At 72.5% G+C, this 23853-nt stretch carries 30 protein-coding genes, 1 tRNA gene and 1 riboswitch; of the genes, 17 read left to right on the top strand and 14 right to left on the bottom strand.

What is annotated here, in order from left to right; translation table 11 throughout:
* Positions 1-31 precede the first annotated feature (31 nt).
* Positions 32-832, top strand: coding sequence for an isoprenyl transferase (locus tag Ae331Ps2_RS00610; RefSeq protein ID WP_060712708.1), 801 nt, complete (start codon positions 32-34; stop codon positions 830-832).
* Positions 829-1245: a hypothetical protein gene (locus Ae331Ps2_RS00605; protein WP_020624614.1), complete on the top strand. Its 417-nt coding sequence runs from the start codon at positions 829-831 to the stop codon at positions 1243-1245. The genes Ae331Ps2_RS00610 and Ae331Ps2_RS00605 overlap by 4 nt, the downstream gene beginning before the upstream one ends.
* 38 nt (positions 1246-1283) lie before the next feature.
* Here Ae331Ps2_RS00605 and Ae331Ps2_RS00600 read toward each other — a convergent pair whose 3' ends face one another.
* Entirely contained in the window at positions 1284-1661 is a 378-nt protein-coding gene (locus Ae331Ps2_RS00600) for a DUF2795 domain-containing protein (protein WP_020624613.1), read from the bottom strand.
* A 71-nt stretch (positions 1662-1732) separates the two neighbouring features.
* Complete coding sequence (locus Ae331Ps2_RS00595; RefSeq protein WP_020624612.1) at positions 1733-2401, bottom strand: hypothetical protein; 669 nt, start codon at positions 2399-2401, stop codon at positions 1733-1735.
* A 73-nt stretch (positions 2402-2474) separates the two neighbouring features.
* A riboswitch (SAM riboswitch) is annotated at positions 2475-2589 on the top strand.
* A gap of 43 nt (positions 2590-2632) precedes the next feature.
* On the opposite strand from Ae331Ps2_RS00595, the gene Ae331Ps2_RS00590 reads away from it, so the two are divergent.
* Positions 2633-3991, top strand: coding sequence for an aminotransferase class V-fold PLP-dependent enzyme (locus Ae331Ps2_RS00590; RefSeq protein ID WP_075311403.1), 1359 nt, complete (start codon positions 2633-2635; stop codon positions 3989-3991).
* A 9-nt stretch (positions 3992-4000) separates the two neighbouring features.
* Here Ae331Ps2_RS00590 and Ae331Ps2_RS00585 read toward each other — a convergent pair whose 3' ends face one another.
* Positions 4001-4453 carry a Fur family transcriptional regulator gene (locus Ae331Ps2_RS00585; RefSeq protein ID WP_020624591.1) on the bottom strand — a complete coding sequence of 151 codons (453 nt, stop codon included), beginning with the start codon at positions 4451-4453 and terminating at the stop codon, positions 4001-4003.
* Positions 4450-4827, bottom strand: coding sequence for a helix-turn-helix transcriptional regulator (locus tag Ae331Ps2_RS00580; protein WP_020624590.1), 378 nt, complete (start codon positions 4825-4827; stop codon positions 4450-4452). Before Ae331Ps2_RS00580 ends, Ae331Ps2_RS00585 begins: the two co-directional genes overlap by 4 nt.
* A gap of 106 nt (positions 4828-4933) precedes the next feature.
* On the opposite strand from Ae331Ps2_RS00580, the gene Ae331Ps2_RS00575 reads away from it, so the two are divergent.
* Both Ae331Ps2_RS00575 and Ae331Ps2_RS00570 read left to right on the top strand, forming a co-directional pair.
* Positions 4934-5263, top strand: a complete 330-nt coding sequence (locus Ae331Ps2_RS00575) for an antibiotic biosynthesis monooxygenase (protein WP_020624589.1) — start codon at positions 4934-4936, stop codon at positions 5261-5263.
* Positions 5264-5467: 204 nt separating this feature from the next.
* Complete coding sequence (locus Ae331Ps2_RS00570) at positions 5468-6874, top strand: glycine--tRNA ligase (protein ID WP_020624588.1); 1407 nt, start codon at positions 5468-5470, stop codon at positions 6872-6874.
* Between the two features lie 75 nt (positions 6875-6949).
* Here Ae331Ps2_RS00570 and Ae331Ps2_RS00565 read toward each other — a convergent pair whose 3' ends face one another.
* From Ae331Ps2_RS00565 to Ae331Ps2_RS00555, 3 genes are all read right to left on the bottom strand, one after another.
* Complete coding sequence (locus Ae331Ps2_RS00565; protein WP_020624587.1) at positions 6950-7150, bottom strand: hypothetical protein; 201 nt, start codon at positions 7148-7150, stop codon at positions 6950-6952.
* Positions 7151-7238: 88 nt separating this feature from the next.
* A complete protein-coding gene (locus tag Ae331Ps2_RS00560) occupies positions 7239-8228 on the bottom strand; it encodes a CNNM domain-containing protein (RefSeq protein ID WP_075311405.1) in 990 nt (329 codons plus the stop codon).
* Positions 8225-9655 carry a hemolysin family protein gene (locus Ae331Ps2_RS00555; RefSeq protein ID WP_075311407.1) on the bottom strand — a complete coding sequence of 477 codons (1431 nt, stop codon included), beginning with the start codon at positions 9653-9655 and terminating at the stop codon, positions 8225-8227. The genes Ae331Ps2_RS00560 and Ae331Ps2_RS00555 overlap by 4 nt, the downstream gene beginning before the upstream one ends.
* A 335-nt stretch (positions 9656-9990) precedes the next feature.
* Between Ae331Ps2_RS00555 and Ae331Ps2_RS00550 the strand changes: the two genes are divergently transcribed.
* The 3 genes from Ae331Ps2_RS00550 (at position 9991) to Ae331Ps2_RS00540 (ending at position 13054) form a co-directional block, all read left to right on the top strand.
* Positions 9991-11052 carry an XdhC family protein gene (locus Ae331Ps2_RS00550; protein ID WP_233147481.1) on the top strand — a complete coding sequence of 354 codons (1062 nt, stop codon included), beginning with the start codon at positions 9991-9993 and terminating at the stop codon, positions 11050-11052.
* An 89-nt stretch (positions 11053-11141) separates the two neighbouring features.
* Positions 11142-11759 (top strand): YdcF family protein, encoded by a 618-nt coding sequence (locus Ae331Ps2_RS00545; protein ID WP_075313058.1) that lies wholly within the window; start codon positions 11142-11144, stop codon positions 11757-11759.
* On the top strand, positions 11756-13054 hold the full coding sequence (locus Ae331Ps2_RS00540; RefSeq protein WP_075311409.1) for a deoxyguanosinetriphosphate triphosphohydrolase: 1299 nt from the start codon (positions 11756-11758) through the stop codon (positions 13052-13054). The genes Ae331Ps2_RS00545 and Ae331Ps2_RS00540 overlap by 4 nt, the downstream gene beginning before the upstream one ends.
* A gap of 114 nt (positions 13055-13168) precedes the next feature.
* Here the strand turns inward: Ae331Ps2_RS00540 and Ae331Ps2_RS00535 are convergent, their stop codons facing one another.
* The 3 genes from Ae331Ps2_RS00535 to Ae331Ps2_RS00525 all read right to left on the bottom strand — a co-directional run bounded on the left by Ae331Ps2_RS00535 (position 13169) and on the right by Ae331Ps2_RS00525 (position 15172).
* Positions 13169-13951, bottom strand: coding sequence for an HNH endonuclease family protein (locus Ae331Ps2_RS00535; protein WP_233147482.1), 783 nt, complete (start codon positions 13949-13951; stop codon positions 13169-13171).
* A gap of 282 nt (positions 13952-14233) precedes the next feature.
* A complete protein-coding gene (locus tag Ae331Ps2_RS00530; protein ID WP_020625193.1) occupies positions 14234-14677 on the bottom strand; it encodes an Hsp20/alpha crystallin family protein in 444 nt (147 codons plus the stop codon).
* Positions 14678-14812: 135 nt separating this feature from the next.
* Complete coding sequence (locus tag Ae331Ps2_RS00525; RefSeq protein WP_075311411.1) at positions 14813-15172, bottom strand: MerR family transcriptional regulator; 360 nt, start codon at positions 15170-15172, stop codon at positions 14813-14815.
* Positions 15173-15315: 143 nt separating this feature from the next.
* Here Ae331Ps2_RS00525 and Ae331Ps2_RS00520 point away from each other — a divergent pair, with 143 nt between their 5' ends.
* The 5 genes from Ae331Ps2_RS00520 to Ae331Ps2_RS00500 all read left to right on the top strand — a co-directional run bounded on the left by Ae331Ps2_RS00520 (position 15316) and on the right by Ae331Ps2_RS00500 (position 19938).
* Positions 15316-15699, top strand: a complete 384-nt coding sequence (locus Ae331Ps2_RS00520; RefSeq protein ID WP_139318975.1) for a hypothetical protein — start codon at positions 15316-15318, stop codon at positions 15697-15699.
* A gap of 73 nt (positions 15700-15772) precedes the next feature.
* Complete coding sequence (locus Ae331Ps2_RS00515) at positions 15773-16783, top strand: DMT family transporter (RefSeq protein WP_020625196.1); 1011 nt, start codon at positions 15773-15775, stop codon at positions 16781-16783.
* A 10-nt stretch (positions 16784-16793) separates the two neighbouring features.
* On the top strand, positions 16794-18662 hold the full coding sequence (gene dnaG, locus Ae331Ps2_RS00510; RefSeq protein ID WP_020625197.1) for a DNA primase: 1869 nt from the start codon (positions 16794-16796) through the stop codon (positions 18660-18662).
* On the top strand, positions 18659-19171 hold the full coding sequence (locus Ae331Ps2_RS00505) for a hypothetical protein (protein ID WP_075311415.1): 513 nt from the start codon (positions 18659-18661) through the stop codon (positions 19169-19171). The genes dnaG and Ae331Ps2_RS00505 overlap by 4 nt, the downstream gene beginning before the upstream one ends.
* Positions 19168-19938 (top strand): trans-aconitate 2-methyltransferase, encoded by a 771-nt coding sequence (locus tag Ae331Ps2_RS00500; RefSeq protein WP_075311417.1) that lies wholly within the window; start codon positions 19168-19170, stop codon positions 19936-19938. The genes Ae331Ps2_RS00505 and Ae331Ps2_RS00500 overlap by 4 nt, the downstream gene beginning before the upstream one ends.
* Before the next feature lie 50 nt (positions 19939-19988).
* Here Ae331Ps2_RS00500 and Ae331Ps2_RS00495 read toward each other — a convergent pair whose 3' ends face one another.
* Positions 19989-20186, bottom strand: coding sequence for a hypothetical protein (locus tag Ae331Ps2_RS00495; RefSeq protein ID WP_020625200.1), 198 nt, complete (start codon positions 20184-20186; stop codon positions 19989-19991).
* Between the two features lie 174 nt (positions 20187-20360).
* Between Ae331Ps2_RS00495 and Ae331Ps2_RS00490 the strand changes: the two genes are divergently transcribed.
* Positions 20361-20432: transfer RNA gene (locus Ae331Ps2_RS00490), tRNA-Asn, on the top strand.
* A 180-nt stretch (positions 20433-20612) separates the two neighbouring features.
* Here Ae331Ps2_RS00490 and Ae331Ps2_RS00485 read toward each other — a convergent pair.
* Entirely contained in the window at positions 20613-21020 is a 408-nt protein-coding gene (locus Ae331Ps2_RS00485; protein WP_139318976.1) for a DUF4352 domain-containing protein, read from the bottom strand.
* 359 nt (positions 21021-21379) lie between these two features.
* Between Ae331Ps2_RS00485 and Ae331Ps2_RS00480 the strand changes: the two genes are divergently transcribed.
* From Ae331Ps2_RS00480 to Ae331Ps2_RS34085, 3 genes are all read left to right on the top strand, one after another.
* The gene (locus Ae331Ps2_RS00480; RefSeq protein WP_020625202.1) at positions 21380-21598 is read left to right on the top strand and encodes a type II toxin-antitoxin system HicB family antitoxin; all 219 of its coding nucleotides are present in this window, start codon (positions 21380-21382) and stop codon (positions 21596-21598) included.
* Positions 21595-21819 (top strand): type II toxin-antitoxin system HicA family toxin, encoded by a 225-nt coding sequence (locus tag Ae331Ps2_RS00475; RefSeq protein WP_075311421.1) that lies wholly within the window; start codon positions 21595-21597, stop codon positions 21817-21819. Before Ae331Ps2_RS00480 ends, Ae331Ps2_RS00475 begins: the two co-directional genes overlap by 4 nt.
* Before the next feature lie 453 nt (positions 21820-22272).
* A complete protein-coding gene (locus tag Ae331Ps2_RS34085; protein WP_075311423.1) occupies positions 22273-22920 on the top strand; it encodes a bifunctional 2-polyprenyl-6-hydroxyphenol methylase/3-demethylubiquinol 3-O-methyltransferase UbiG in 648 nt (215 codons plus the stop codon).
* 139 nt (positions 22921-23059) lie between these two features.
* Here Ae331Ps2_RS34085 and Ae331Ps2_RS34080 read toward each other — a convergent pair whose 3' ends face one another.
* Positions 23060-23314 carry an inositol monophosphatase gene (locus Ae331Ps2_RS34080; RefSeq protein ID WP_371335794.1) on the bottom strand — a complete coding sequence of 85 codons (255 nt, stop codon included), beginning with the start codon at positions 23312-23314 and terminating at the stop codon, positions 23060-23062.
* A gap of 219 nt (positions 23315-23533) precedes the next feature.
* Positions 23534-23853 (bottom strand): transposase family protein (locus tag Ae331Ps2_RS32935; RefSeq protein WP_283160302.1); only part of this gene is annotated, 320 nt, incomplete at its 5' end.

The following is a 23853-nucleotide window of genomic DNA, read 5'->3' as shown; positions in this document are numbered from 1 at the left end:
CGGCCATCGGCCCCGACGTAGGGTCGGTGACGTGCCGTTCCAGCCTCCCGCACCGCATCCGTCCGGTGCCCGGCCCCCGGCGATCCCGCCGGAGCTGGTGCCGGGCCACGTCGCCCTCGTCATGGACGGCAACGGCCGCTGGGCCAACGCCCGTGGTCTGCCCCGCACGGAGGGGCACAAGCGGGGCGAGGCGTCGCTGATGGACGTCGCCCGCGGCTGCATCGACCTCGGTGTGCGCTGGCTGTCGGCGTACGCGTTCTCCACCGAGAACTGGCGGCGCAGCCCCGACGAGGTCCGGTTCCTGATGGGCTTCAACCGCGACGTCATCCGCCGCCGCGTCGACGAGATGGACGCGATGGGGGTCCGGGTCCGCTGGGCGGGCCGCCGCCCGCGGCTGTGGCGCTCGGTGATCAAGGAGCTGGAGATCGCCGAGGAGCGCACCCGCGGCAACGACGTGCTGAATCTGACCATGTGCGTCAACTACGGCGGCCGCGCCGAGATCGTCGACTCGGTGCGCCAGATCGCCCGGCTCGCCGCCGAGGGCCGGATCAACCCCGACAAGATCGACGAGCGGATGCTGGCCCGCCACCTCGACGAGCCGGACATGCCCGACGTCGACCTGTTCGTGCGCTCCTCGGGGGAGCAGCGGACCTCGAACTTCCTGCTCTGGCAGAGCGCCTACGCCGAGATGGTCTTCCTGGACACGCTGTTCCCGGACTTCGACCGGCGCCACATATGGCAGGCGATCGAGATCTACGCACGCCGGGACCGGCGTTTCGGCGGGGCCGTGGACGCCGCGACGGGCGACGCCGCGACGGGGGTGACACCGTGACCACCGATGTGATCACGGGGATGCTCGCCACCGCGAAGGGTGCGCTGGAGCGGTTCCACGACGTCACCGCCGACGACGACGGCGCGCTGACCTTCGCCCACGGCGGCGTGCTGTGCGTGGTGCAGGGGACGGAGCTGGAGGAGGGGCTGCCCGTCCTCAACCTGACCTGCGTCGTGGCGTGGGACCTGCCGGACTCCGCCGACCCGGAGCACGACGTGCCGCGACGGGTCGGGCTCGGGGTGGGGGAGGGCCTGTTCGGCACGCCCCGGGTGGTGCGCGGCGAGCGCGGCTGGGACGTGACGCTGCGCTACGCCTTCCCCGCGGCCGGGCTGGGCGAGGGTCCGATGGGGACGCTGCTCATGCTCGTCGTGTCCTCCGCGTCGAGCATGCGGGCCGAGCTCGTCGGCGGCTGACCGGCCGGCCAGGGCGGTGCCCGCCCCGGCCGCGCGGGTCACTTCTTGCGGTTGGTGCCGAGCTCCTCGGCGATCGGGTTGACCGGGTCCACGTCCTTCGTGGACTCCGACAGCCCGGGACGGGTGTGCTCGGTGCGCCGCTGCGCGCGCAGCTGCTCGGTCTCCTCGGCCGACTCGTCCGCGGTGTCGCCCGAGGTCTGGCGCGCCGGGTCGTCGTCGGCCAGGTCCACGGCGGCCACCACGGCGGCGATCGAGGCGTAGTGCTCCTCGGCCGGCACCGCCCGCAGGGCCTCGACCGTCGCGGCGTCGGCCTCGTTGCGCTCGGCGGTCCACGCCAGGTCGTCCTTGCCGGCGGGGAACTCCAGGCCGTGCAGGGCGGTGCGGACGGCGTCGGACGTCGTCGTGCGAGTGGTCATGAGGTCACCTCTCGTCGGGATGTGTCCCGACCGGGTAGCCGCTGTGCGCCGGATGATGCATCCGGCGGGGATCAGTTCCCCGGGCCGTCCGCGGTGCCGTCCCGGGTCACCGCGTCCTCCGGGGCCGCCTCGCCGCTGCCGTCGAGGTGCACCAGCGGCAGCCCCGCCAGCTGGCCCGCGGTCATCCCGTGCGCGACGCCGAGGACGTCGTTCTGGGACTTCTTCATCCGGGCGTCCACCAGGCCGGACAGGCTGTAGGCGACCCGGCCGAGCAGCCGGACCGTCGTCTCGTCGACGAGCGGGCGCGGGGTGGAGACGACGGCGACGCCCCGGGGCGTCCCGTCGTTGGACTGGGCCACGCCGATCGAGTACGACTCGCGCGGGTTCACGTGCCGGGAGGCGTAGTGGTCGCGGAGCTTGAACACCATGTCGTGGAACCCGCTGACGTCCCCGTCGAGCTCCAGCGACGTCAGGTCGTCGGTGGTCAGCGTCTTCGTCCGGCCGGAGAAGCACCGCACGTAGCCGATCAGGGCGCCGGTCCACAGGGCCTCGACCAGCGCTGGGTCGGCGTCCACCCGCACCGGCCCGGACTCGGGTCCGCCCAGGGCGGTGACCAGGTGCTCGCAGCAGCGCAGCACGTACTGCAGGTCCTCGAAGACGGCGGCGAGCTGGGCCAGCTCGCCGGACTCCGGGACGTCGATCCGCCGGACCGTGGTGGGCGCGGGGTGCGTGTCCGTCATCGGTCAGACGCTATCCGGGGTGGCGATGCTCACGTGTCTCCATCTGAGACGGTCTGCTAGTTTCGTCGCCGAAGGTCACGAGTGCCAGCGCGAAGCCCCGGCTCGCTGGACGGCAACCCTCCTCCGCGGTGGGGTGCCCCGGGTGATGACCGGGCCGACGCGACACCCGCAGTCGGCAAGCGCGGATCCGTGCGCCACGCCGGGTCCCCGAGATCGGCCGGAGGCCCGATCATGACCCTCGCCCTGCCACGTCCCGTCCAGCACGCCCTGCCCCGCGTCGTCGGTGCGGACCTCACGGTCCCGCTCGTCGACGGCCGGTGGGCCCGCTACTGCGACCTCGACTCCGCCGCGTCCGCGCCGGCGCTGGAGCCGGTCGCCGCGCACGTCGCCGAGGTGCTGCCGTACCACGGCAGCGTGCACCGCGGCGCCGGCTGGACCTCGAAGGTCTGCACCGCGCTCGTGGAGAACGCCCGCGCCGACGTCGCCCGGTTCGTCCGGGCCCGCGCCGACGACGTCGTGGTGTTCACCCGCAACACCACCGATGCGCTCGGCCTGCTCGCCCGCGCCGTCCCCGGCCCGGTGGTGACGCTGGACCTGGAGCACCATGCGACGCTGCTGGCCTGGCGCGACCGCGAGCACCGCGTCGTGCCCGCCGCCGCCACCCTTGCCTCGACGCTCGATGCGTTGCGGGCCGAGCTCGCCGCCCGTCCCGACGCCGCGCTGGTCGCGGTCACCGGGGCGTCCAACGTGACCGGCGAGCTCCTCCCGGTCGCCGAGATCGCGCGGATCGCGCACGCCGCGGGTGCCCGGCTGTGCGTCGACGCCGCCCAGCTCGCCCCGCACCGGCGCGTCGACCTGGCCGGGTGGGACGCGGACTACGTCGCGCTGTCCGGGCACAAGCTCTACGCGCCCTACGGCGCCGGGGTCCTCGTCGGCCGCCGGGACTGGCTCGACGCCGCCGAACCGCACGTCGCGGGCGGGGGAGCGGTCCGATCCGTGTCCGTCGCCGACGGCCCGGGCGGCGGCACGGTCACGGAGTGGCTGCCGTCGCCGCAGCGGCACGAGGGCGGCACCCCGAACGTCCTCGGTACCGCCGCACTCGGCGCGGCCTGCCGGACCCTGGACCCGCTGATCGACGACATCGTGCCTGCCCACGAGCGCGAGCTCGCCGACCGTCTGCACGCCGGCCTGGCGACGGTCCCCGGCCTGCGGGCCCTGTCCTGCTTCGACGACGCGGGCGACCGCACCGCGACCGTCTCGTTCACCCTGGGCGAGCTGCCCGCCGGGCTGGTCGCGGCGGCGCTGTCGGCCGAGTACGGCATCGGGGTCCGCGACGGCCGGTTCTGCGCCCACCCGCTGCTGGCGCGGCTCACCGGCGGCCGCGACGCCGTGCGCGCGTCGCTGGGCCTGCGCACCGGCTCCTCCGACGTCGACCGGCTGGTCGACGCGCTGACCGATCTGGCACGGCGCGGCCCGGCCTGGACCTACGCCCTCGTCGACGGCCGGTGGGCGCCGACCCCGGACCCGCGCCCGGCGGACCCGTTCGCCCGCGACCGGGAGCTGCCCGCCGTCCCCGGCTGCGGGGACTGAGCCCGGGCCTCAGCCCGCCGAGCAGCGGCCGCAGAGGCCGAAGATCTCGAGGGTGTGCGACACCTCGGTGAAGCCGTGCTTCTGGGCGACCGACTCGGTCCAGGACTCGACCGCCGGCCCCTCGATCTCAACGGCGGCGCCGCACCGGCGACACACGAGGTGATGGTGGTGGTGCTCGGTCTCGCAGCGCCGGTAGACGGCCTCGCCGGACGCGACCCGCAGCACGTCGACCTCGCCGCCGTCGGCGAGGGTCTGCAGGGTCCGGTAGACCGTGGTCAGGCCGATGCCCTCGCCGGCGCGCCGCAGCTCCTCGTGGATCTCCTGGGCGGACCGGAAGTCGTCCAGCCGGTCCAGTAGCGCGGTGACGGCGGCCCGCTGCCGGGTGGCGCGGATGCCGCGCGGCCCGGCGGTGGACCGCTCGGTGACCGCCGCCGCGGTCGTCCGGCCGGTCGTCTCCGTCACGTGTCCTCCTCGACGTGGGCGACGGCGTCCACCACGATGTGCGCCAGGTGGTCGTCCACCAGCGAATACAGCACCTCGCGGCCCTTCCGCTCGCCCTCGACCACCCCGGCGGCCTTGAGGACCCGCAGGTGCTGGCTGATCAGGGGCTGGGTGACCCCGAGCGCGTCCACCAGGTCGTGGACGCACCGCGAGTGTTCCAGCAGCTGCAGCACGATGGCGATCCGGACCGGTGCGGCGAGTGCCCGCAGCAGGTCGCCCGCGGCGGCCAGCGTGCGCGGGTCGCGGGTCGGGCCCGGCTCGGGCGCGGGGTGGTGGTCGTCGTCCGCGCCCGGGCCGGCTCCCGGTGCGTGCGTGGTCTGGGCTGCGGCAGACATGTGGTGGACCCGTCCGTTCCCCCGGAGGCGGCGGCCACACCCTCCGGCGCTGCTGTGCCGTACAGGCCGCACCCGACATGGTAGGCGTGTTCGTTATCGTCGCGCCGTGCTGCTGGTCTGCCGCTTCCGCGTGTCTCCCTCCGAGGAGGCCGCGTTCACCGCGCGTGTGGCCCGCGCCCTGGAACTCCTCGCCGCCCGGCCGGGCTTCCGCGGGGGTGAGGCGGGCCGGGCGATCGAGGACGCCGGGCAGTGGGTCCTGACCGTCCGCTTCGACTCCGTCGACGCCTACCGGCGTGCCCTGGGGCCGTTCGAGGTCCGCGAGCACGTGCACCCGCTGCTGGCCGAGGCCGACACGACCACCGAGGCGACCTACGAGTCCCTGGTGACCGTGACCCCCGGCGCCGCGCCCGTCCACCACCCCAGCCTGTTGAGCTGACCCTCGGACCTCGCGCACCGTCCTGCGACCTCGCAGCCGTTGCACACGGTGCGAGGTCGCAGGAACCTGTGCGAGGTCGGTCGGGCGGAGCCACCGCGGCGGGGTCGGGGGGCAGGGGCAGGGAGTGGGGATACATGGCGGGTCGGTAATCTGGGATGCCCCGTATCCGGGGACCTCCGAACCACCTTCTCTGGAGCGCCGCCAGTGGCCAGCAAGCCCACCTCAGCCAAGATCGAGACCATCGTCGCGCTGACCAAGCGGCGCGGATTCGTCTTCGCCTCCGGTGAGATCTACGGCGGTACCCGGTCGGCGTGGGACTACGGGCCCCTCGGCGTCGAGCTGAAGGACAACATCAAGCGCCAGTGGTGGAAGAGCATGGTGACCGGCCGCGACGACGTCGTCGGCCTGGACTCCTCGGTCATCCTCCCGCGCCAGACCTGGGTCGCCTCGGGCCACGTCGGCACCTTCTCCGACCCGCTGGTCGAGTGCGAGTCCTGCCACAAGCGCTACCGCGCCGACCAGCTCGCCGAGGAGTTCGCCGAGCGCAAGGGCCGCGACCCGGAGCAGGCCGACCAGAACGACCTCTCCGAGGTCCCCTGCCCGAACTGCGGCACCCGCGGCCGGTTCACCGCGCCCCGCGAGTTCAACATGATGCTCAAGACCTTCCTCGGCCCGGTGGAGTCCGAGGAGGGGCTGCACTACCTGCGCCCGGAGACCGCGCAGGGCATCTTCGTGAACTTCCTGAACGTGCAGACGACCTCGCGCAAGAAGCCGCCGTTCGGCATCGGCCAGATCGGCAAGAGCTTCCGCAACGAGATCACCCCGGGCAACTTCATCTTCCGCACGCGCGAGTTCGAGCAGATGGAGATGGAGTACTTCGTCGAGCCCGGCAGCGACGAGGAGATCCACCAGTACTGGATCGACGAGCGCACCCGCTGGTACACCGACCTGGGCATCTCCTCGGAGAACCTGCGGCACTACGAGCACGCCAAGGAGAAGCTCTCCCACTACTCGAAGCGCACCGTCGACATCGAGTACCGGTTCAACTTCACCGGCCAGGAGTGGGGCGAGCTCGAGGGCATCGCGAACCGCACCGACTTCGACCTGACGGCGCACTCGAACCACTCGGGCGTCGACCTGTCGTTCTACGACCAGGCCTCCGACACCCGCTACAAGCCGTACGTGATCGAGCCCGCCGCCGGTGTCGGCCGGTCGATGATGGCGTTCCTGATCGAGGCCTACACCGAGGACGAGGCGCCCAACGCCAAGGGTGGTGTGGACAAGCGCGTCGTGCTGAAGCTCGACCGCCGGCTCGCACCGGTCAAGGCCGCGGTGCTGCCGCTGTCGCGCAACGCCGACCTGTCGCCGAAGGCGAAGGACCTGGCCGCGCAGCTGCGGAAGAACTGGAACGTCGACTTCGACGACGCCGGCGCCATCGGCCGCCGGTACCGCCGCCAGGACGAGATCGGCACCCCGTTCTGCATCACGGTCGACTTCGACACCCTCACCGACCAGGCGGTGACGATCCGCGAGCGCGACTCGATGGCGCAGGAGCGGGTCGCCCTCGACCAGGTCGAGACCTACCTGGCGACGCGCCTGCTCGGCTGCTGAGACGACGCTGGGACCAACCCGCGCCACGAACGCCCCCACCCGGATCCCGGGCGGGGGCGTTCGTCGTCGAGGGGGTCAGCGCCGGTAGGCCAGCAGCTGCACGCCCAGCTCGGCCTCGGTGCGGCGCACCTCCTCCAGCTGCTCGGCGGACAGCGTGGCGTAGGGCGACTCGGGTCGGTAGGCCACGAGCGGGCCGCCGATGCGGTCCTCGAGCTGCCTCAGCCTGGCCAGTGCCGCCTCGTCGAGATCGGCGGGGCGCAGCGTCGGAGCGGTCATCACAACCTCCGTGGGTGATCGGGAGGCGACCCAGGGTAGGGCGGTCCCGGACCGGGCGCAGCTCGGGCACCCGGTCCGGGGAGTGCTCCTACACCGGCTCCGGCAGCAGGCGTTCCACCAGGTCGGACAGGGTCACGATGCCGACCGGGCGGTCGTCGGACTCCACCAGCGCCAGGTGCGCACGCTGCTCACGCATCGTGTTCACCGCTGTGTGGTACTGCGTGTCCGCCGGCAGGGTGAGCAGCGGGCGCATCAGGTCCCGGGCCCGGGTCTCCGGCGCCCGCGTCAGCGTGTCGCGGACGTGCACGTACCCGATCGGGGTGTCCCCGTCCCAGACGACCAGCCGGAGGTGGCCGGTCCGGCGACAGGTCGCCTGGACGGCGGCGACGTCGTCGTCCGCGGCGACCCCGGAGGGCTCGCGCGCGAGCTCGCCCAGGGGGGTCCGCTCCAGCTCCAGGGCCGTGACCAGCTGGTCACGGCGCCCCTGGTCGAGGGTGCCGGTCTTCGCCGAGTGGTCGACCAGCTGACGCAGGTCGTCGGCGTTGCGGCCCGAGGCCATCTCGTCGACGGGCTCGACGCCGCACCAGCGCAAGCAGCGGTTGGCCGCGCCGTTGAGCAGGAGCAGCAGCGGCCGCGCGACGATCATGAACCCGCGCATCGGGAGCGCCAGCATGATCGCCGACTTCTCCGGGTGCGAGATCGCCCAGGACTTCGGGGCCATCTCCCCGACGACCAGGTGCAGGAACGTCACGACGATCAGCGAGATGACGAACGACGCCACACCCGCGACCCCACCGGGGACGCCCCAGCCCTCGAGGAGCGGGCGCAGCGCGTAGTCCACCGCCGGCTTGGTGATCGCACCGAGCCCCAGCACGCACAGCGTGATCCCCAGCTGGGACCCCGCCAGCAGCAGCGAGATGTCCTTGGCGCTGCGCAACGCAGCCCGCGCCGAGGCCGAGGTCTGCGCGGCCTCCTCCAGGCGGTAGTTCCGGGCGGCGACGAGCGCGAACTCGACGGCCACGAAGAACGCGCTCGCCGCGATGAGCAGGATCGACACCACGATCTCGAAGACGCTCATGCCCGTACCTCCCGGTCGTCGCCGTCCTGCTCGGAACCGGCGGCCACCGGTTCGGTCCACTCCAGGGCGACCGCCGACGGGACCCGCCGGTCGACCTCCTGCACCACCAGCCGCAGGGCGCGGTCCTCGTCGTCCGGGCCCTCCGCCGCGATCGTCACGACGACCGCGTCCCCGACGACCGGCAGCCGCTGCAGCTCGGCCATCACCAGACCGCCGACGGTCTGGTAGTCACCCTCGGGCAGCTCGGCCTCGATCAGCCTGCCGACCTCGTCGACGTGCCGGTCACCCGGGACGCCCCAGCCGTCGTCGGACCGCAGTGCCTGGTCCGTCCCGGCCTGGTCGTGCTCGTCGGTGATCTCGCCGACGAGCTCCTCGGCGACGTCCTCGACGGTGATGACGCCGGCCAGGCTGCCGTACTCGTCGAGCACGCACGCCAGCTCCTCGTCGTCGGCGCGCAGCTGGGCCAGCACCTGGGGCAGCGGCAGCGACGAGGGCACCAGCACCGGGGCCCGCATGAGGTCGGAGACCAGCACCTCGTCGAACGGCCGGTCGTCGCGGTCGGCGAGGGCCAGCACGTCCTTCAGGCAGACCACGCCCACCAGCTCCAGGGCGTTCTCGGCGTTCTCCGGGTCCGCCGCCTCGGCGGGGGGCCCGAGCACCGGGTAGCGCGAGTGCTGGACGGCCATCTGGCCGACCAGGCTCTCGACGGTCGCGTCGGCACGGACCCACGACACCCGCGGCCGCGGGATCATCGCGGCCCGCGCGGTGCGGTCGCCGAAGTCGACGGCGCGGTCCAGCAGCACCGCGAGCTCCGGGTTGAGGTCACCCGAGTCCTTCGAGTCGTCGATGATCGCTTCGAGGTCGCGGGGGGTCGCCGAGTGCTCCACGTCGTGCACCGGCTCGATCCGCAGCGAGCGGAGCAGCAGGTTGGAGGCCGCGTCGAAGATCCGGATGATCCACCCGAACAGCGCCAGGTAGGTCTTGGTGGACAGCGCCAGCCACCGCGCGACCGGCTCCGGCCGGGCGATGGCGAGGTTCTTCGGGAACAGCTCGCCGAACACCATCTGGATGACGGTGGCCAACAGCAGCGCGACCGTGATGCCGATCGCCAGGCCGACCCCCTGGGGCACGTCGACGAGGCCGAGCAGCTCGGCGATGCCGTTGCCGATCAGCGGTTCGGCGACGTAACCGACCAGCAGACCGGTGACGGTGATGCCGAGCTGGGCGCCCGACAGCATGAACGACGTACGACGGGTGATGTCGAGGGCACGGGACGCTCCGGTGTCGCCCTCGGCCGCACGGGCCTTGAGGCGGGAGCGGTCCACGGCCATGTAGCCGAACTCCTGGGCCACGAAGTAGCCGGTCAGGGCAGTGATCACGAGGACCACCAGAATGCCCAGGAGGATGCCGAGGATCGTTCCGATCACCGGGCTGTCACCGCCCGGGTCTCGGGCCCGGCCGGGAGGTGCACGGCGCGGGCGGGGACGAGGACGATGCGGGGTCGCCGGCCGTCACGGGGACGGTCGGCGCGCGGCCTGCAGGTGGGGTCCATGACTCCTGACTCGCGGTCTGATGGGCGTACGTGGCGTTCAACGCGTGCCGGAATCGTACGGTTCCGGAACGCTGCCGTCGCGCTGATCACTCTCTCATGGCCCGAACGGCGGTACCGGTGTCGACGCACCGGCGCCGCGGATCGTCCCGTCGTGGCCACGTCCCGCCCGTTCTCAGCTCACCGTCAGGCCCCGTCGCTACCCTGGCGACCGTGAGCACCTCGGCGACCTCCTCCGCGGCACGGCCACCGGCCGACCCCCGTCGTGACCTGGGCGCGGCCCTGCGCCGATGGGCGGTGACCGGCGGGTCGGGGATCGGCGGCTCGGGGATCGGTGTCGTCCGGGTGCTCGACCGGCACGGGTTCGGCTCCGTCGAGTCCGGCCAGCTGGTCGCGGGCACCACCGACGGCGAGGTCGGCGGCCTGCTCTACCTCGGCGCCCTCGACGACTCCGCGCATCCGCTCGCCGTGCAGGCGGCGTCCGGGGTGGCGACGGTGCGCGAGGCACACGTGGGGGAGGCCTCCGCGGTCGCGGCCGGGCTCGCCTGCGCGGGCGGGGCGACGCTGCTCGCCCACCCGCTGGCCGCCGGTCCCGCCGCCGCGCTCGGGGAGGCGCTGGAGACCGGGCGGCCCGCCGCGCTGCTGTCGGTCGTGGACACCGGCGCGGCCCTGGTCCTCACCGGGCCCGGCCTGGAGGAGGCCACCGGTGACCTCGGCGGGGTCACCGCCGCGGCGGCCGAGCAGACCCGCGCGCTGCTGCGCCGGGGCGCCACGGCCACCGAGCGGCTCGACGTCGACGGCACCGCGGTGCTGGTCGACCTGCTGGTGCCGGTCCCGTCGGTGCTGGTCGTCGGCGAGGGGGCGCTCGGCGCGGCGCTGCACGCCCAGGCCGGTCTGCTCGGCTGGAGCGCCCGCACCGTCACCACCGTCGAGGACGCGCGTGCCGCCGTCGCCGCCTTCACCGAGGCCGACGTGCTGGTGCTGCTCGACCACGACCCGGCCTTCGACGCGGTCCTGCTCGACGGCCTGGCCCACGGCCGTGGGTTCCTCGGAGCGCTCGGGTCGCGGCGCACCCAGGCCGCGCGCCGCGAGCGGCTGCTCGCCGCCGGGGTCACCGAGGACGCCCTGGCCGCGGTGCACGGGCCGGTCGGTCTCGACCTCGGTGCCCGCACCCCGGCCGAGACCGCGGTGTCGATCGTCGCCCAGGTCGTCGCGCTGCGCGCCGGGCGCTCGGCTTCGGCGCTCGCCTCCTCGGCCGGTCGGATCGGCGGATGACCGGCACCTCGTCGTGGCGCGGGCTCGGCGGCGCCCCGCCGGAGCCCGGTCCGGACCGGCGCACCGTGCGCCGTCCGGTGCGGACCGGCATGACCTGGGGCGCGCGGCTGCTCGTCGGCGGTCTGGTCATGCTCGTCGCGGTGGTCGGGGTGACCGCGCTGCGGGTGTGGCAGGTCGCCCGGGACGACGACCAGCGCCCCAGCGACGCCGTCGTCGTCCTCGGCGCGGCCCAGTACAACGGTGAGCCCAGCGCGGTCCTGGCCAACCGGCTCAAGCACGCCGAGCAGCTGTGGCGCGACGGCGTGGCCCCGCGGATCGTCACCGTCGGCGGCGGTCGCACGGGGGACCGGTACACCGAGGCCGAGGCCAGCCGGGACTGGCTGGTCGAGCAGGGCGTGCCGTCCTCGGCGGTCGAGGCCGTCCCCGAAGGTGCGGACACGCTCGGCAGCCTGCAGGCGGTCGCGGCGACCGCGCGGCAGCAGGGCTGGTCCTTGGCCCTGCTGGTGTCCGACCCGTGGCACAGCCTCCGTGCCCGCACCATGGCGCGCGACGCCGGGCTGGAGGCCTACACCTCCCCGACGCGCAGCGGCCCGATCGTGCAGACCCGGGAGACCCAGCTGCGCTACATCTACCGCGAGACCGGCGCGCTGCTGTTCTACGAGCTGACCCACGCGTCGGTCGACACCGCGAGCAGCGGGCTGGGATGACCCTCCAGCACGCCCCGGTCGACCCGGGATACACCGCCGCCGACGCGGAGCGCCGCCATCCGGAGGCACCGAAGGGCTCCGGGCTGGGTGAGCGCGGCCGCGTCGAGCGGCGCAGTCCCTACTCCCGCGACCGGGCCCGGGTGCTGCACTCCGCGGCGCTGCGCCGGCTCGCGGGCAAGACCCAGGTGGTCGGGCCGGGGGAGGGCGCCGAGGTCAGCGGCATCCCGCGGACCCGGCTGACGCATTCGCTCGAGGTCGCCCAGATCGGCCGCGGCATCGCCGAGGAGCTGGGGCTCGACCCCGACGTCGTCGACGCCGCCGGGCTGGCCCACGACATCGGCCACCCGCCGTTCGGGCACAACGGCGAGCGTGCGCTCGACGTCGCGGGAGCCGACTGCGGCGGGTTCGAGGGCAACGCCCAGACCCTGCGCATCCTGACCCGCCTGGAGCCCAAGGCCCGCTCCGGCGACGGCCGCGTCCCCGGCGGGCTCAACCTGACCCGGGCGACCCTGGACGCCGCCACCAAGTACCCGTGGCCGCGCCGCGGCGCGGAACGCAAGTTCGGTGCCTACGCCGACGACCTGCCGGCCCTGGAGTGGGTGCGCGCCGGGGCACGGCCGGGGGTGCGGAGCATGGAGGCCCAGGTGATGGACTGGGCCGACGACGTCGCCTACTCGGTGCACGACGTCGAGGACGCGGTGCACGCCGGCCGGATGGACCTGGCGGTGTTGTCCTCGCCGGCCGAGCGCGCGGCGCTCGCGGTGGAGGCGTCGCTGCGCTTCGGCGAGGACGAGGGTGCCTGTGCCGAGGCCGCCGCCCGGCTCGACGCGCTGCCGGTGGTCCGCGCGGTCCGCGGCTTCGACGCCGCCACCGCCGCGGGCGACGACCTGGTCGCGATGAAGCGGATGACCTCCGAGCTGGTCGGCCGGTTCGCCCTCGCCGCGACCGACGCGACCCTGGACACCTACGGCGACGCGCCGCTGGCCCGGCACCGCGCGGACCTGGTGGTGCCGGTCGTCGCCGTGGCGGAGGTCGTGGTGCTCAAGGCGCTGGCCACCCGCTACGTGATGAGCGACCCGCGGCGGCTGGCGATGCAGTCCCGCCAGCGCGACCTGCTGCACGACCTCGTCGCGGCGCTGTACGACCGGGGGCCCGACGCCCTCGACCCGGCCCGCGCGGAGGACTGGGCCGCCGCCCCCGACGACCGGTCGCGGCTGCGTGTCGTGATCGACCAGGTCGCGACGCTGACCGACCCGCAGGCGCACGCCTGGCACCGCACCCTCTGCCGGCCCTGACACCTGCCGGCCCCTGACACCTGCCGGCCCCCGACACCGGCCGGCCCCGAGACGCCGACGGCCCCGCCGTCCGGGTGGGGCGGCGGGGCCGGGTGGCCGGGGTCGGTGCGGGGCTCAGCGCAGGGTGATCGCGGGCTTCGCCGCGTCGGCCTCGCTGGTCACGGCCCGGGTCGGGCAGGTCCCGAGGACCCGGTCGATCGCGTCGCGCTCGGCGCTGGTCACCCACAGCTTGTACTTCTTCTTCACCGCGACCTGCCGCGCGACGTAGGCGCAGCGGTAGCGGCTGTCCGGCGGGAGCCAGGTCGCGGCGTCGCCGTCGCTCTTGCGGCCGTTGGTCGGCCCGTCGACGGCGATCAGGTTCAGCGGGTCGTTCCCGATCTTCTCCCGGGTGGCCGCGTCGAGCTGCTGGGCGCCCTTCTGCCAGGCGTCGGACAGCGCGACGACGTGGTCGATCTGCACCTTCTCGCTGGTGCCCTGGCCACGGGTGAACGCGATGGTGGTGCCGGTGTAGGAGTCACGCAGCGTCCCGGTCAGCACGACGCAGTCGTGCGTGCCCGCCTTGAACGTCTCGCGGTCCATGTCCCGGGCCAGTACCTGGTTGCGCTGGTCGCAACCGTCCCGGTCGATGTCGGCCCAGCTACGCCCGAACTGCTGGCGCGTGTAGCCGGTCTTCGGTGCCCGGCCCTTCACCGCCAGCGTCTTCAGCGTCGCCGACGCGCTGCCCGCGGCCGCACCCTCCACGGTCCCGGGGGTCACCGGGGCGATCGCGCCGACGTCGACGACGCCGGTGTCGAGCGCCGCGTCCAGCACGTCCACGAACGATCCGGGGGATCCGCACCCGGCCATCACCATCATCGTCGCCAGCAGTCCGGCGACCCGCACACCTCGAACACGCACACCGGAGATGTTCGCGAATGCGAACGCCGGAACCACGCCAACACGCCGCGTGTTCGTCACTCAGGGTGAAGTGACTTGCCAGGACGGGGTCGGTCCGTTCACAGGGTCGGGGTGGTCGGTGGCCTCGTGATCACGCTCACAGGCCCTCGGGCCACCACGGCCGGGGTGGGGCGGGAGCACGCTCGGGCTACGCGTGCTCGTCGTGACGGCGCCGTCGACCGGCCGTCCCGCCGGTCCGACGCCGGTTCCGGGCCCGGCACGCGGCCGGGCCCGGAACCGAGATCAGGCGTTGATCGCGGCCCGGTCGGAGTCGTGCCCGGACTCGACGGCGATCGTCCGCGGCTTGGCCGCCTCGGCGACCGGGATGCGGATGCGCAGCACCCCGGCGTCGTACGACGCGTGGATGGAGGACGTGTCGAGGTTGTCGCCCAGGAACAGCTGGCGGGCGAACACGCCGTAGGCCCGCTCGGAGGCGACCCACTCGACCTGGTCGGTCCCGGCGTTGGCGGGCCGCCGCTCCGCCTTGACCGTCAGGGTGTTGCGCTCGACGGAGAGATCGACGGCGTCCGGGTCGATGCCGGGGAGGTCGAACTCCACGACGAACTCGTCACCGTGACGCCAGGCGTCCATCGGCATCGCCGCCGGGCGCGACCAGGTGCCGCCGGACTCGAACGCCTGCGAAGCGATGCGGTCCAGGGCTCGGAACGGGTCGGTACGCAGCAGCATCTCGAACCACTCCCTTCCAGCCGTGCCGGTTCACGACCGACCGGCTGACTCCTCGTTGTCCTTCGTCATGTCGGTCCTCCGGAGTCCCGCTCCGGATATCTTCAGTTATAGCTGGAGATTTTCTGTTGTCAAGGGCTACTCTGGATTCGTGTCGCCGAGCTCGGTGCGCAGGCGTGCGAGTTCCGTGCGCAGGCGCTCGATCTCGCGGTGTGCCGCGCCGAGGCGGTTCTCGCTGTCGGCGAGCTCGCCGCGCAGTCGGTCGATCCAGGACGCCGAGCCCAGCGGATGCCCGTCGTCCAGCAGGGTGCGCAGGCGCGCGGCCTGCTCCAGCTGGTTGCGCGAGTAGCGGCGGTGCCCGCCCGGGGAGCGGTGCGGGTTCACCACGCCCGCGCTGTCGAGGCTGCGCAGGAACGCGGGCTCGACCTCCAGCAGGTGCGCGGCCTGGCCCATCGCGACGGTCGGGTAGTCGGGGTCGTCGAGCCGGTCCAGTGCCATGTCGGTTCCTCCCTCGCGGTCCGCGGCGCACGCTCGGGTGCCGGAGCCGGTCGTCCGCGAACCTGAGTGTGGCCACGTGATGGCGAAAATCTTAACCATACGCTAGAGGTATTGGAGAGATGACGATCCGGAAGGAGAACGCGATGAACAGGAGCAGGGTCCGCACCGACCGCCCCCGCGAGGACGTCCTCCACGTCCGCGTCGACGGCGAGCTGGACGCGGCGGCAGGTGCGTCGCTGCTGCGCCAGGTCGATGCGCACCTCGCCGTCGCCGGTGCCGGGTGGTCGCCGGTCCGGCACGTCCTGGTCGATCTCGGTACCGGGGTCACCGCGCGCGGCGCGCGGGCGCTGCACCATCTGCGGCACGTGGCCCGCAACCGCGGTCTGGACGTTCGGCTGATCGGCGCCGCCCGCGTCGCGCCGCGGACGGTGCCGGACGTCCGGGCGGTGCTGCACGGGATGCGCAACCACCCGGACCTGGACTCCGCGCTCGCCGAGCTGCCGTCGTCGGTCGTCGTCGCGGCCTGATCGGACCGGGGTGGGGTGAGGCTCCCCCCACCCCGGCTTGCCCCGGTCGTTAGCACTGCGATGAAGTGAAGGCGTGACCTCCTCGCGTTGGCTCGTCCCGGTGCTGGCCGTGCTCTTCGTGCCGCTCTGGGCGTCCGGCTTCATCGCCGGCAAGATCGCGACCGGCTCCACCGACGTCCCCGCGGTCCTGTTCTGGCGGTTCGTGATCGCGCTGGTCGTGATGCTCGTCGCCGTCGCCGTGCAGCGGCCGGGCCTGCCACGCGGCCGGGCCTGGCTGCACCTCGCGGTCACGGCGTTGCTGCTGCAGGTCGGGCAGTTCAGCTTCGTCTACAGCGGGCTCGCCTCGGGTGTGCCCGCCGGGCTGTCGAGCCTCATCCTCGGGATGGCGCCGTTGCTGGTCGGGCTGCTGACCCCGTTGCTGCTGGCGACCCGCCTGGGCGTCGGACCGGTGCTGGGCCTGCTGATCGGCGCCACCGGCGTCTACGTCGTACTGGCTGACGACCTCGGTGCCGGTCTCGGCGGCAACCTCGTCTTCCCGGTGCTGGGCATGCTGTCGCTGGCGGCCGGCACGCTCTACCAGAAGCGGTTCAACGACGGCACGCCCGTGGTGACCAGCGTCGTGGTCCAGATGGCCACCTCGCTGATCGCGACCCTGGTCGCCTGGCCGTTCCTCGGTGCGGACTGGCTGCCCCGGGCGCCGTCGGGGTGGGCGGCCGTGGCCTTCCTGGGCGTCGTGAACTCGGCGGGCGCCTTCGTGCTGATGTTCGTGCTGCTACGCCTGCGGTCCACGGTTTTCGTGTCGTCGCTGCTGAACCTGGTCCCGGCGACGACGGCGCTGGTCGCCGTGCCCGTGCTCGGGGAGCCGCTCACCGTGCAGGCGGTGCTGGGCCTCGGCATCGCGCTGGTCGGCATGTTCGTCGGCCTGGGTCGGGTGCCCGGCCTGCGCGGTCACCCGGTGACGGCCGACGCCGCCGTCCCCGCAGAGCAGCCGGACACCGTCGCCGCCGCCCCGGTGGAGCGGCCGGACGCCGACACCGCCGCACCGCCGGCGGGCGGACCGGGACGCCGGGCCGGAGGCGCCTAGACTGGCCGTCGTGGCAGGACGGATCCGGGACGCCGACATCACCGAGGTCCGCAACCGCACGCGGGTCGAGGAGATCGTCGAGGAGTACGTGGCCCTCCGCCGCGCCGGGGCGGGCTCGCTGAAGGGCCTGTGCCCGTTCCACGACGAGAAGTCCCCGTCGTTCACCGTCCGTCCCTCGCACGGCACGTTCCACTGCTTCGGCTGCGGTGAGCACGGCAGCGTCATCGACTTCGTCATGAAGATGGAGGTCATCGGGTTCCCCGAGGCCGTCGAGCGGCTCGCCGAGCGGTGCGGGGTCCGGCTCACCTACGAGGGCGGCGGCTCCTCGGTGCAGCGCGACCGCGGTACCCGCAGCCGTCTGCTGGAGATCAACAAGAAGGCCCAGGCGTTCTACGCCGAGCAGCTGCGCACCCCCGCCGGGCGGGCCGGGATGCAGTTCCTCGCCGACCGCGGGTTCGACGAGGCCGCCGCGGAGAAGTTCGGCTGCGGCTACGCCCCGGCCGGCTGGGACGTCGTCACCAAGCACCTGCTGTCCCAGGGCTACCAGCTCGACGAGCTGATCAAGGCGGGCATCTCCAAGGAGGGCCGCCGCGGCGCCATCGACCGCTTCCACCGGCGCCTGCTGTGGCCGATCCGCGACCTGGGCGGCGACGTGGTCGGCTTCGGCGCGCGCCGGCTGTTCGACGACGACGGCATCGAGGCCAAGTACCTCAACACCTCCGAGACGCCGGTCTACCGCAAGACCCACGTGCTGTTCGGCCTGGACCAGGCCAAGCGGGAGATCGCGAAGACCCGGCAGGTGGTCGTCGTCGAGGGCTACACCGACGTGATGGCGATGCACCTGGCCGGGGTGACCACGGCGGTCGCGTCCTGTGGCACGGCGTTCGGCACCGAGCACGTCTCGGTCATCCGCAGGCTGATCGGCGACGACTCCTTCGACCGCGGGGAGGTCATCTACACCTTCGACGGCGACGCGGCGGGCCAGAGCGCCGCGATGAAGGCGTTCGAGGGCGACCAGAACTTCGCCGCGCAGACCTTCGTCGCCGTCGCACCGGACGGTCAGGACCCCTGCGACCTGCGCAACAACCACGGCGACGCGGCCGTGAGGGACCTCGTCGCCCGTCGTGAGCCGCTGTTCGAGTTCGCCATCCGCACCGAGCTGCGCAGCCACGACCTCGCCAGCGCCGAGGGCCGGGTCGCGGCGCTGCAGCGGACCGTCCCGCTGGTCGCGCAGATCAAGCGCGAGGACCTGCGGGACGAGTACGCGCGCCGGCTCGCCGGCTGGGTCGGCTGGGACGACATCGCCGTCGTCGTGCGCCGGGTGCGCGAGAGCGCCGGGGTCTCGCCGGAGGGGGGCCGCTCCCGACGTCGGGCCCCGCTGCCCGCCCCCAAGCGCGACGACACCCAGCTGCACCTGCAGCGCGAGGCGCTCAAGGCGGCCCTGCAGATCCCCGGCGTCGTGGGCCCCGCGTTCGACGAGCTGCCCGAGGCCGGGTTCACCCACCCGCAGCTGGCCGCGGTGCACCGGGCGATCATGGCCGCGGGCGGGGTGTGCGCCGGGCTGGACGGGTCGGACTGGCTCGACGCCGTCGTCGCCGAGAGTGCGGGCGACGACGTGAAACGCCTGGTCAGCGAGCTGGCCGTGGAGGACCTGGAGCTCCCCAAGCGCAACACCGACGAGGTCCGCTACGTCAACGGCGTGCTCGCCGGGGTCCGGCTCGGCCTGGTCGAGCGCGAGATCGCCGACCTCAAGTCGCAGCTGCAGCGCACCAATGCCGAGACCGACCACGACGAGTACATGGACCTGTTCGGGGTGCTCGTCCCGCTGGAGCAGTACAAGATCCAGCTGCGCGAGCAGGCCTCCGGGGTCGCGTCGTGACCGGCTTCTGGGCGCGGCTGCTCGGGCGCGAGCCGGTGCCCGACACGGTTGCCGACGCCCTCGCCGACTCCGAGGCCGTCGTCGCCACCGCGCAGGCCCCGGACGGGATGCTCGTGGTCACCTCGTGGGGGATCTGGCCCCCCGGCGGTGAGCGGCTGGGCTGGCACGAGATCGCGAAGGCGACCTGGGACAAGGTCAGCCTGGTCGTGACGCCGACCTCGGCCGAGCAGATCGCTCCCGGCACCGAGCTGCTGGCCGACGGGCGCCCGCTGCGGTTCCGGCTCGCCGACCCGGGGAAGGTGCCGCAGGCGGTGCAGGAACGGGTCACCCAGTCCATCCGCACCCGCAACCGGCGCGAGCTTCCTGGGGGAGGGGCCTGGGTGCTGCAGCGCCGGGTCCCCGGCCGCGACGGGCTGGTCCTCCAGGTGCGGCCCGACCCGGGCACCGACCCCGTCGCCGCGCGCCGCCTCGCCGAGGGCATCGCCGCCCGCCTGCCGGAGGACCCGTGAGCACCAGCTGGGACCCCGCCCTCTACCGCGCCTTCGACGACCACCGCTCCCGCCCGTTCCTCGACCTGCTGGCCCGGGTGGGGGAGCCCGACCCGGCCCTGAACCGGGTCGTCGACGCCGGCTGCGGTCCCGGCCACCTGACCGGGCTGCTGGCCGACCGCTGGCCGACGGCGACGGTGGAGGCGTTCGACTCCTCCCCGGACATGGTCGCCGCGGCCCGGGCCGCGGGCGTCGACGCCGCGCAGATCGACGTGCGCGACTGGACCCCGCCCCGCGACACCGGGGTGCTCGTGTCCAACGCGGTGCTGCAGTGGGTGCCCGAGCACCCCGAGGTGCTGCGCCGCTGGACGGCCGCGCTCGCGCCCGGTGCGTGGATCGCGGTGCAGGTCCCCGGCAACTTCGACGCGCCCTCGCACGTGCTGACCCGCGAGGTCGCCTCGCTGCCGCACTGGCGCGACCGGATCGTGCTGCGCGGCGACGGGACCGTACTCGACCCGCTCGGCTACGCTGACCTCCTGGCCGCCACGGGTGCCGACGTCGACGTGTGGGAGACGACCTACCTGCAGCGGCTCGACGGCGAGGACCCGGTCCTGCGCTGGATCTCCGGCACCGCCCTGCGCCCGGTCCGCGACGCCCTCGACGACGACGCCTACGACGCGTTCGTCCGCGAGCTCGCTCCTCGGCTGCGCGCGGCCTACCCGCCGAGCGCCGACGGCAGCACCTGGTTCCCGTTCCGCCGCGTCTTCGCGGTCGCCCGCACACGCTGAGCCGCCCTGTCCCGCGCCCCCGGGACGGGGGTCATGGGACGGGGCGGGCCTCAGCGCCCGGTGTTCTGGCCCCCGCGCACCTTGTCGATCGCGCCCTCGACGCCCGCCCGAGCGATGCCTGCGGCGCCCTGCACCGCGGGGTGGTCGGCCGCCCGGTGATAGGCGCGGACGAGCTGTTCGTAGCGCTCGTGACCGGCTCTGGTGCCGAGGACGTACCCGACGGCGACACCCACGAGGAATCTGACCATTCCCCTCACCTCCGACCGCGACCGTACCCGGACCGCGGCCGCTGCCCGACCGCCACCCGGATGGGGCTCCGACCTGCGGGAACAGCGGCCGAACGGGGGGTTGCGAGACGACTGTGCGGGGTGTTGTAGAGTTCTTCTCGTCGCCGGGAACACCACCTGGAGCGGCATGAACGGTCCTCCGTAGCTCAATGGCAGAGCACCCGACTGTTAATCGGGCGGTTATTGGTTCGAGTCCAATCGGAGGAGCATTTTCCGAGGTCGATAGCTTGACCCGGGTAGCGACTCAAGATCGACCCCCAGGAAGTCCACTACTAGTGGGTTCCGGGGGTCGATGTCTTTTTAGGACCTCCAGGATCTCCTTGGCCCCGGTCGCGGCCACCAGGGCGGTTCGGTCAGTACGACGAGGAGGGGGCGGGACCACTCGGATCAGGCGTCGAAGCGGACCGTGGTGAAGTCGACCGTGCCCGAGAAGTCGGTGGTGTCCTGGAAGCCCCAGCCGATGACCTTGGCGCTCTGCGGCACGAGGTAGACCCAGGTCATGTCGGCCTCAAAGCCCGGCTGGAGCTGATCGTTGCACTCAGGGTTGCCCCTGAGCTTGTAGAGGTCGTCGATGGCGTCGAAGTTGCGTTGTTGCGAGTCGACGAGCTTGGTGTTGATCGGCAGGCTGCAGGTGAGGTCGAGGCCCACTTTGGCGTTGTTGACGACGTGCGCGGTGACGGAGACGAATCGGCCGCCTGTCTGTGGCGTCGTCTTCGTGTACTTCTCGTAGCCCGAGCCCGGTCGGAAACTGGACTCGTTCATCTGGATCGAGTCGACTGCGCGGGCGTCGGTCACGGTCAAGGTGATGCCACGGTTGCTCACTGTCTGACCGATGCTCGCCGAGGGTGGAGCGGTCGGGGTTGGCTTGGTTGTGACCGGCGCTGCTGACGCAGTGGTAGCGGGGCTCCCGGTGCTCGAGGGGGGCTCGGCGCCGCATCCCGCGAGCAGGAGCAAGGCGAGGAGGACGACGACGGACGCGGCACGCATGACTACTCCGTGATGTGAGGCGATCACTCCGCCTGTCGGCAGGCTTTGCTGTCTCATTACCGCCCTCCGTCCTTGATCGTCACTCTTGATGAACGGTCGACCTGGAGCGCGTGGGCTCGTCCTCCGCAAGGGCCGACCTCGCTCACCTCGGGCCGTACACTCGGCACATGGACACCGCTCGCACCTTGACTGCCGCCGTCGCGAAGGACGGCGAGTGGTACGTCGCCCGCTGTCTGGAGATCGAGGTCGCCAGCCAGGGGGAGACGGTCGACGAGGCGCTGGCCAACCTCCGTGAGGCGTTGGAGCTGTACTTCGAGGACGACGAGGTGCCGGCTTCCTTCGAGCACCCGCTCGTGACTCCGATCGAGATCCGCATCCCGGCGTGAGCCCAGCCCTTCCTCAGGTCTCCGGCAAGCAGGTCGTCCAGGCGCTCGAATCAGCGGGCTTCGAGCACCGCTCGACCAAGGGCAGCCATGCGAAGCTCCGCCACCCTGACGGCAGAGTCGTGATCGTCCCGCTGCACCGCGAGATCGTCCGGGGCACTCTCGGCTCCGTTCTGCGGCAGGCCGGACTCAGCGCTTCGGAGTTCCTGGACCTGCTCGGCTGAGGGCGCCGTCTACCTCCCGCGGCCCAACGTCGAGAGTGGCAACGAGCCACAATCACCCGTATCCGTGCCGACGGCGTTGTGGCAGGTCATCGCCGGTTTCGAGCACACATGACTACTGACCGCGGGTCTTGATCCTGGATCGGGCGGTATCGGTTCGAGTCCAATCAGAGGAGCATTTTCCGAGGTCAGTAACTCGATCCGGGCGGTGACTCACGCTCCCCTGGGAAGCCCTCACCGATGGGCTCCGGGGGCGACGTCCTTCTGAGACCTCCAGGACGTCCGTCGCTCCGGTCGCGGCCATCTTGCGACCGAAGGAGAAGTCCTGCGTCCTGAGTGTTGGACGGATCGCGCAGCCCGCCCATGCAGCGGAAGACGAGGCGAGATCCGGCGTGGTTCAGCCCGTCGATCTGTCGATTGTCGTGGATTGCTTGAGTCGCTTGGCATGATGGTGCTGTGTCAGGCAGCTCGGCGAGGCGGTGGAACCACAACATTCACTACCACCGGCTGGTCCTGGATGCGGTGCCACGTGGCGCCCAGACAGCTCTCGACGTCGGCACCGGCAACGGCCTCCTCGCAGCGGACCTGGTGCACAGGGTTCCCCAGGTCGTCGCGATCGACCTGGACCCGACAGTTCTCCGCTCGGCACGGAGCGAGGCCCCGATGGTCGAGTGGGTCCACGGCGACATTCTGAGCCACGTGTTCCCAGCCGACTCGTTCGATGTCGTGGCTTCGATGGCCACACTGCATCACCTGCCCGATCCAGTCCAAGCACTACGGCGATGCGCTGATCTCACGTCGCCGGGCGGTCGAGTCGTCGTGGTCGGGCTGGCGAGGACCTCCCGGCCGATCGAGGTCGTGCTCCACGGCATCGGAGCCGTGCAGCACGCCGTGCTGCGTCGCCGGTACGGCTTCTGGGAGCACACAGCCCCCGTGGTCTGGCCACCGCCGCACACCTACTCCGAGGTTCGTCGCGCAGCCCGATCCGCCCTTCCCGGATGTCGTTGGCGCCTGCTGCCCATGTGGCGCTACTGCATCACCTGGACCAAACCTCTCCCGGACACGCACCAGCCAGAGAGCAAAAGAGGAATCGTCCACGGGTGACGGCCGTGCAAGGAGCGTGCGGTATCGCTCGGCTTGCGACCGTCGCCAGCGGTCACCCACGACCATCCCGTCATGCGGGTCACCGCGCGTGCGCCTACGAGGCCGGTATCAGAACGGCCATGATGGCGCGGCTCCTGAATCAGGGACTCAGGTCGCTGATGCGCTGCAGCAACTCACTGTGCACGTCGTGGTCTGCTGCGATGACGAGTCCGTGTCCGGAGTCGACAGCGTCTCCTCTCAGGTCGGTGACGATGCATCCGGCTCCCGTGCAGAGAGCGATGCCGGCAGCGAAATGCACGCTTCCGCGAAGGTCGCCGTCGTTGACATATGCGGCTCTGTGCCCGGCAGCCACCCACGCCAAAGCCAAGGATGTGGCGCTGACTCTCGGGGTCATCCACTCTCGTAGCCCGCGGTCACCCAGGAGCGACGAAGTCACGACATCCCACGGCTCATCTGCATTCAGTTCGATGATTCGGTTCTGAGCGCTCGGACACAGGATCTGGTCGCCGGCCTCGCTCCGCGTCCCTGCGGTTACCCCGTCGGTCCAGTGGATGAGTTCGCGCCGCGGGTCGCCTACCGCCGACACAGTGAGGTGTTCTCAGTAGCGGGTTGATCATGTCGTGCGGTCGTACTCGGTGTGGAGTAGTACGAGCGCAGCTGCGGTGATCGCGCCGGTGCGCCAGGGACATAGCGTGACTCGCCGCAACGCGGCGAAGGTGGTCTTGAGCAGGGCGTTTCCGCGTTCGGCCAGAGCACGAAGGGCTGAGTGCAGGGTGTTGACGGTGCGCTGGTTGACCGTCTGCCCGCGGCCGGGGACGGGTTTGATGGGCACGGTGAGCCGGTCGGCTTCGCCTTCGTAGCCGAGGTCGCCCAGCGCGGCGTGGGTGTCGTCGGTGAACGCGGCCAGGCCCTCGAGCAGCCCGGGGTGGGTAC

It is taken from the genome of Pseudonocardia sp. Ae331_Ps2 (assembly GCF_001932405.1).
Lineage (GTDB): Bacteria > Actinomycetota > Actinomycetes > Mycobacteriales > Pseudonocardiaceae > Pseudonocardia.
This window is presented reverse-complemented; position numbering and strand designations above follow the sequence as displayed.